Consider the following 6656-nt stretch of genomic DNA (forward strand, 5'->3'; position numbering starts at 1 on the left):
AGGACTGCCCGTCAAAGCGCTCCCGGTGCAACCAAGCGTTCCGCGAGCCGCAAGGCCCTCGCCGGATCTACCCGGCGAGCGGCATTGTGGGCTTGTGAATCAACGACTTGTCGAGGTTGGCGACTTCCCGGTTCAATCGCGCGCGAACGCCGCCGCGGCCAGCTTCTCCAGGTCGAGGTACTGGGCCTTTTCGACAGTGACGCCGACGAATTTGATTTCGCCGCCCCGGAACTCGCCGGGGGATTCATAGTCCTCGCTGACCGCATCGCCGCTGTCGCGGCCGATGCACAGGCCATCGCCTGCAAGCGTGAACTTGCCGAGCTGCGTCTTCATCGGGCCCTGCGCAACGACCTGGTCGTCGACATACAGCGTCGCCTTGCCCAGCGACTCGCCGTGCTTGCCGGATTTCTCGCGCGTGAACTCGATGCCGAGCGTGTGCTTGCCGGGCTCGAGCGGTTGCTCCGCGACGAACTTCTGTTCGGGCTTGATCCCCAGGAAGTTCGACACGTAGTGCAGCTTCTTGTCCTTGATGAAGAGGCTGTGCCCGCCGAAGCGCGAGCCATGGGCGAAGATGACGCCTTCGCAGTCGGCGCCCTGGATGTCCACGTCGGCGAGGATCTTGTAGGAACGCCCGCGCGTGTTGACCGCGACGCCTTCCGGAACCGGAGACGTCCCCGGATAGTAGATGTAGCGCTCGCGCGGGGCCTCTTCCGAAGGTCGTTCGACGCCGAGCAGTTCGGCCGCGGTGCGATCGTCGAGCGGAAGCACCTTGTTGATCTCGGCTTCTTCGAACCATGCGTCGATGAGCGCCTTGAGTTTCTCGGGGTGCTGCTTTGCGAGGTTCTTCGATTCGGAGCGATCGACATCGGTGTGATAAAGCTCCCACTCGTCCTTGTCGAAGTGGCCCTTGCTCACCAGCGGCGCATGGAGGGCCGACGCCTTCCAGCCGTCTTCCCACATGCCGCGCGTGCCGAGCATCGCGTAGTACTGGCGCTTCTTGCGCGTCGGCCCGTCGGGCCTGGCGTCGAAGGAATACTTCATCGACACGCCCGACAAGGGGTATTGCTCGACGCCGTTGTAGGTCTTCGGCATCTCCAGCCCGCACGACTCCAGGATCGTCGGCACGATGTCGGTGGCGTGGTGGTACTGATTGCGCACTTCGCCTTTCGCCTTGATGCCCTTCGGCCAGTGCACGACCATCGGGCAGCAGGTGCCGCCGGCATATTCGGAGTAACGCTTGAACATCTGGTACGGCGTGGAGAATGCGACCGCCCAGCCGGTCGGATAGTGGTTGTAGGTTTCCACGCCGCCGAGCACGTCGATGTACTTCAGGTTCTCTTCCAGCTCGTCCGGGAAGTTGTTGAAGAACTTGTTCTCGTTGACCGACCCGCTCGGGCTGCCTTCGCCGGATGCACCGTTGTCCGCGCAATAGAACACGAGTGTGTTGTCGAGTTGACCGCTCTCCTCGAGATAATCGATCAGCCGGCCGACCTGCACGTCGGTGTATTCCGAGAAGCCGGCATAGACTTCGGCCATGCGCGAGAACAAGCGCTTCTCGTCGGCGTTGAGCGAAGCCCACGGGCGCACTGCATCGCCGGCGTTGGCGATATCGTCGGGCAGTGGGTTGATCGGCGTGAGCGTCGTGTCCTTCGGCAACATGCCGCGTTCGACCATGCGCGGCACGACCCATTCGCGATAGGCCTCGTAGCCGTCGTCGAACTGACCCTTGTACTTGTCGACGAACTCTTTCGGCGCGTGGTGGGGTGCGTGGTTCGCGCCGGGGCACAACCACATGAACCACGGCTTCGATGGGTTGCTCGCCTTCTGGTCGCGGATCATCTGCAACGCCTGGTCGACGAGGTCTTTCGACAGGTGATAGCCGTCTTCCGGTCCGTAGGGCTGGTCGATGAACTTGTTGTCCTCGACGAGATCGGGATACCACTGGTTGGTTTCGCCGCCGAGGAATCCGTAGTAACGGTCGAAGCCCTTGCGCAACGGCCATTCGGATCGACTCGCGCCCGACGCGATGTCCTGCTCGGGCACGTTGTGGTCCTTCCCGAGCCAGTAGGTACTCCAACCGGCATCCTGCAAAACCTGTCCGATCGTCGCGCACTCGGCCGGCGTGCGACCGCTCCATCCCGGGAACCCCTGCGCGGCTTCGGTAATGCACGAGCAACCGTTGAGATGGTGGTTGCGGCCGGTGAGGAAACACGACCGCGTCGGCGAGCACAGCGCAGTCGTATGCCACTGCGTGTAGGTGAGACCGTTGTCGGCGAGTTTCTGCAACGTGGGCATGCGGATGCGGCCGCCGTAGGGTTCCCATGCCGCCTGGCCAGTATCGTCGTACAGCACGATCAGGATGTTGGGCGCGCCCTTCGGTGCTTGCGGCAGCGTGAAAGGCCCCCAGTCGGGCTTCGAATCCCGGACGTCGAGCTTGATGACGCCGTTGAAAGGTTTTTGCGCTGCCATGAGCGTGCTCCTCGGTTGCGTGCGTCAATCCATCCGTGCGCTGAGTTGCAGTCGTTCCATGCCGGTCGGCGGAACATGCGGACCGAAAGCGAAGGTCACCGAATCGATCGTCCCCGTGAACGGGAACAGCCCCTTGTCCTCGTAATCCGCGCAGACCGGCGACACGCAATCCATGCCGAGGTCCATCGTCTCGGTGCCGCATCGTTGTGGCACCTGCTCGTCGATGTGCACGCTCGCCACGCGCGCGCCGTCCACGGACATGCTGACGTCGGCGGGTGCGCCGGGCGTCGCCGACGCAGGTTCGAACACGATCTCGATCGTGTGCTTGCCCGGCGACAAGCGTTCGGGTGCGATCGCGTCATAGCGCCGGATCCCGAAGAAGTTGTAGTGGAAGCGCGGCTTCCCCTCCCACAGGAACAGCGAAAATCCCGCCGCGTCGCCGCCGAGCGCGAAGACCACGCCCTCCGCGCCCTGCTTCGGCACTTCGATGGGCGCCGTCATCGTGAACGGCACGCCGACAAGCTTCGGTCCGCTGCCTTCGGGGAGGCGCGTCATGCCTGGATAAAAGGTCACGACATCGCGCCCGGCAAAGAAGCTGGGACGAAGCGTGGTGTCGAGTCGTTCCGCGAATCGGTCGTCAAGCGGCAAGACGTTGTATTTCGCAGCCTCGGCCATGAACTGGTCCTGCAACTCGCGCACCTTCTCCGGATGCGCGTGTGCGACGTCGTTGCCCTGGCTGAAATCCTCGGCGATGTTGTAGAGCTCCCAGACGTCTTCGTCGAAACCCGCGGAACCGGACGTCTCCCAGGGCAAGCGTCCGTGCCGGCAACAAGCCATCCATCCGTTGCTGTACATCGCGCGATTGCCGAACATCTCGAAGTACTGCTGCGTCCGTGCGCTTGGCACGGCCGAGGCGCCGTCGGCGAAGGTGTAGGCGAAGCTCACGCCCTCGATCGGTCGCTGGATGTAGCCGTTGACGACCTTGGGTTCGGCGATGCCGACCACTTCCATCAACGTGGGCATCAGGTCGATGCAGTGATGGAACTGTGGGCGAACCTGGCCGTGGTCGGTGATCACTTTCGGCCAGGAGACGATCATCGCGTTGCGCGTGCCGCCGAAATGCGAGGCGACCTGCTTGGTCCACTGGAACGGCGTGTCGCCCGCCCAGGCCCAACCCACTGCGTAATGCGGCGAGGTGCCGGGCAAACCCCACCGATCCATGAAACCGATCGATTCCTCCATCGACGGCTGGCGACCGTTGAGGCTCATGATCTCGTTCGGCGTACCGACCAGCGACCCTTCCCCGCTCGATCCGTTGTCGCCGATGACATAGATGATCAGCGTGTTGTCGAGCTCTCCCATGCCTTCGATGGCGTCGACGATGCGGCCGGTTTCGAAGTCGGCATGCTCGAGGAAGTCGGCGTAGTTCTCCGCCTGCCGCGCGAAGAGCTTGCGATGTGCTTCGGGCTGGCTGTCCCAGGAAGGAATCTGCTCGGGGCGCGGCGTGAGCTTCGTGCCTGGCGGGATGACGCCGCGCTTGAGCTGTTCGGCGTGGACTTGCTCGCGATAGCGGTCCCACCCCATGTCGAAGCGACCCGCGTTGCGGCCGCGCCAATCCAGCGGCGGCTGGTGCGGGGCGTGCGCCGCGCCCGTGGAGAAGTACGCCATGAACGGCCGCGCGGGCGCGATCGACTTCTGCGTGCGAATCCATCCGATGCATTGGTCCGCGAGGTCGCGCGTGAGCTGGTATCCCTGCTCCGGGCGCATCGGCGGTTCGATCGGATCCGTGTTGCGAATCAGCGAGGGATAGAACTGATCAGTCTCGCCACTGATGAAGCCATAGAAGTAGTCGAAGCCCTGGTTCGTCGGCCAGTTTTCGAACGGGCCTGCCGCGCTGGTCTGGTTGTCGGGGACGTTGTGGTTCTTGCCGAACCACGCACAGGTGTAGCCACTCTGCTTGAGCAGTTCTGCGAAGGTGGCGCAACTCTTGGGGATGATGCCGCAATAGCCGGGATAGCCCGTCGCCATTTCCTGGATGACGCCGGCGGCCACCGAATGATGATTGCGGCCGGTGAGCATCGCCGCGCGCGTGGGTGAACACAGCGCCGTGGTGTGGAACTGGTTGTAGAACAGCCCACGTCCGGCAAGCCGCTCGGCCACGGGCATGCGGACCAGGCCTCCGCAGACGCTCGACCATCCGAAGCCGACGTCATCCAGCAGGACGAAGAGGATGTTCGGTGCGTCTTCCGGCGCTTCGCGTGGCCTTGGGAAGTCAGGCTTCGACTCGGTGGCGTACATCCCGATCCTTGCATCGGGAAACGCCCATTCCGGTTCGGGCAGGTGGTTGCGTTCGAGGTGGCGCGGGAAATCCGGCTCGTTGCCACCACCGTTGTGCTTGCCCATGGCCGTCATCCATTTGGGGTACGCACCAGAGTCGACCATTCCACGGCGAGTGGCATCGGTGGTTTCCACAGGACCGACCAGTAGAACTACGCAAGCGAGCGATCGGAGCGACCTGCGAGCATGCAGCGACAGTTCGTTGACCCAGGATCCGTTGCATGAACGCACCGGGCTTTGCCGGCTGGCTCGAAGCGACGCCGCTGTGGTTGATCGCCGTGTCGTTGATCGTCGCGATGTCGCTGGCTCGCGCGGTGGGGATCGGCCTGCGCCGATGGCACAAGTCGAGGGTAACGTCTTCCGTCGAAGCGAAACCGGATGGCGAGGAAGGGTTCATGCTCTCCTCCGTCGTCGGCTTGCTCGCGTTGCTGGTGGGCTTCACCTTTGCGCTCGCGGTCGACCGTTTCGAAACGCGTCGCGCGCTCGTGCTCGAGGAGGCCAACGCGATCGGCACTGCCTACCTGCGGACGCAACTCCTCGATGAACCCCATCGCTCGCACATCAGCGGGCTCCTGGTGGCGTACACCGACAACCGCCTGGAACTGGCCCGTCGCCCCAACGCCGAGGCGCGCCCGCTGATGGCGCGCAACGACCGCATGACGACCGACCTCTGGATCGCGACCATCGCGGCGTGGCCGTCGATTCGCGGAATGGATTTCTCGTCGTCGTACATCGATTCGATGAACGCGGTCATCGACCTGGGCGAAGCGCGCAAGATCTCCCGCCTCGCCAAGGTGCCCTACGAGGTCTACCTGGTGTTGTTCATCTACCTCGTCGCCGCATCCGGCCTGGTCGGGTTCGCTCGCGAAAGCCGCCGCGAACGATGGTCGACGACCTTCCTGTTCCTGCTGTTCACGCTCGCGCTCGTGTTGATCATCGACATCGACAGGCCCATCGATGGCGGAATCAACGAGTCGCAGAAGCCGATGGAAGACCTGCAGGCGTCGCTTCGGGCAACCCCACCTTCCGTGTTCCGGCCCGCTGCCACCCCCTGAACGACAAAACCCCCGATTGCTCGGGGGTTCTGCGCGAAATCTGGTGCCAGGAGAGGACTCGAACAGAACTAGTTTCAGCCCAGAAAACTCCTGCCAACTGTGGCGCCTTAATTCTTGTGCCCCCGTTTATGCCCCCGCTTGAATAGGAATCGATCTTCTTGCTGGCTCCTCAAGAGCCAAGACGGGAGCGGGGCTAATGCTAGCGGAGAGGATCAGTTTTCTGATTCAACTTGGCGACTCCGTAGCTCCGCGGCCGCCAGGGTCCGCTCTCGGCCAGAAGCGGACGTGTTACCGTCATCGGCGGGATCGCGCTTCCGAACGATGCCAGCATCGCGCTGCACGAGCGCATGGGCTTCGAGAAGGTGGCGCATTTCAAGCGTGTTGGGTTCAAACAAGACCGATGGATCGACGTGGGCTACTGGCAGTTGTTGCTCGACGCCATGCGGTAGAGCTGATGTGTGAATGTCCGTTTCTGGCCGGTGGCGGCCATTCGCGCACTGCTTGATCAAACCTCAGTCTGTTCGGCCATGCTCAGGGCGTCATCCACTTCAACGCCCAAGTAGCGGACAGTGCTTTCGATCTTGGAATGGCCAAGCAATAGTTGAACGGCGCGCAAGTTCTTGGTGCGTTGATAGATCAGGGACGCCTTCGTGCGCCGCATCGAATGGGTGCCGTAGCTCGGCTCACCCAGCCCGACGCTTCGCACCCACCCTTTCACGATGCGTGCGTACTGCCGCGTCGAAAGGTGCGCGTCGGCGCGTTGCCGACTGGGAAACAAGTACGCATCCGGCGGAA

At 63.1% G+C, this 6656-nt stretch carries 5 protein-coding genes; 2 read left to right on the plus strand and 3 right to left on the minus strand.

Annotation, left to right across the window (positions count from 1 at the left end):
- Positions 1-132: 132 nt before the first annotated feature.
- Positions 133-2469 carry an arylsulfatase gene (locus LK996_RS11795; RefSeq protein WP_230527477.1) on the minus strand — a complete coding sequence of 779 codons (2337 nt, stop codon included), beginning with the start codon at positions 2467-2469 and terminating at the stop codon, positions 133-135.
- 24 nt (positions 2470-2493) lie between these two features.
- Complete coding sequence (locus LK996_RS11800) at positions 2494-4872, minus strand: arylsulfatase (RefSeq protein ID WP_230527479.1); 2379 nt, start codon at positions 4870-4872, stop codon at positions 2494-2496.
- 155 nt (positions 4873-5027) lie between these two features.
- On the opposite strand from LK996_RS11800, the gene LK996_RS11805 reads away from it, so the two are divergent.
- Both LK996_RS11805 and LK996_RS11810 read left to right on the plus strand, forming a co-directional pair.
- A complete protein-coding gene (locus LK996_RS11805) occupies positions 5028-5861 on the plus strand; it encodes a bestrophin-like domain (RefSeq protein ID WP_230527481.1) in 834 nt (277 codons plus the stop codon).
- 305 nt (positions 5862-6166) lie between these two features.
- The gene (locus tag LK996_RS11810) at positions 6167-6310 is read left to right on the plus strand and encodes a GNAT family N-acetyltransferase (RefSeq protein WP_343225881.1); all 144 of its coding nucleotides are present in this window, start codon (positions 6167-6169) and stop codon (positions 6308-6310) included.
- A gap of 56 nt (positions 6311-6366) precedes the next feature.
- On the opposite strand, the gene LK996_RS11815 is transcribed toward LK996_RS11810, so the two are convergent.
- A partial coding sequence (locus LK996_RS11815) for a tyrosine-type recombinase/integrase (RefSeq protein WP_230527488.1) occupies positions 6367-6656 on the minus strand: 290 nt, incomplete at its 5' end.

The organism is Noviluteimonas lactosilytica, assembly GCF_020866925.1.
GTDB lineage: Bacteria > Pseudomonadota > Gammaproteobacteria > Xanthomonadales > Xanthomonadaceae > Noviluteimonas > Noviluteimonas lactosilytica.

Excerpts from the sequence above, each read along its gene's own strand:
- LK996_RS11795 (WP_230527477.1), bottom strand. The coding sequence starts at position 2,469 with ATGGCAGCGCAAAAACCTTTCAACGGCGTCATCAAGCTCGACGTCCGG.
- LK996_RS11800 (WP_230527479.1), bottom strand. The coding sequence starts at position 4,872 with ATGGGCAAGCACAACGGTGGTGGCAACGAGCCGGATTTCCCGCGCCAC.
- LK996_RS11805 (WP_230527481.1), top strand. The coding sequence starts at position 5,028 with ATGAACGCACCGGGCTTTGCCGGCTGGCTCGAAGCGACGCCGCTGTGG.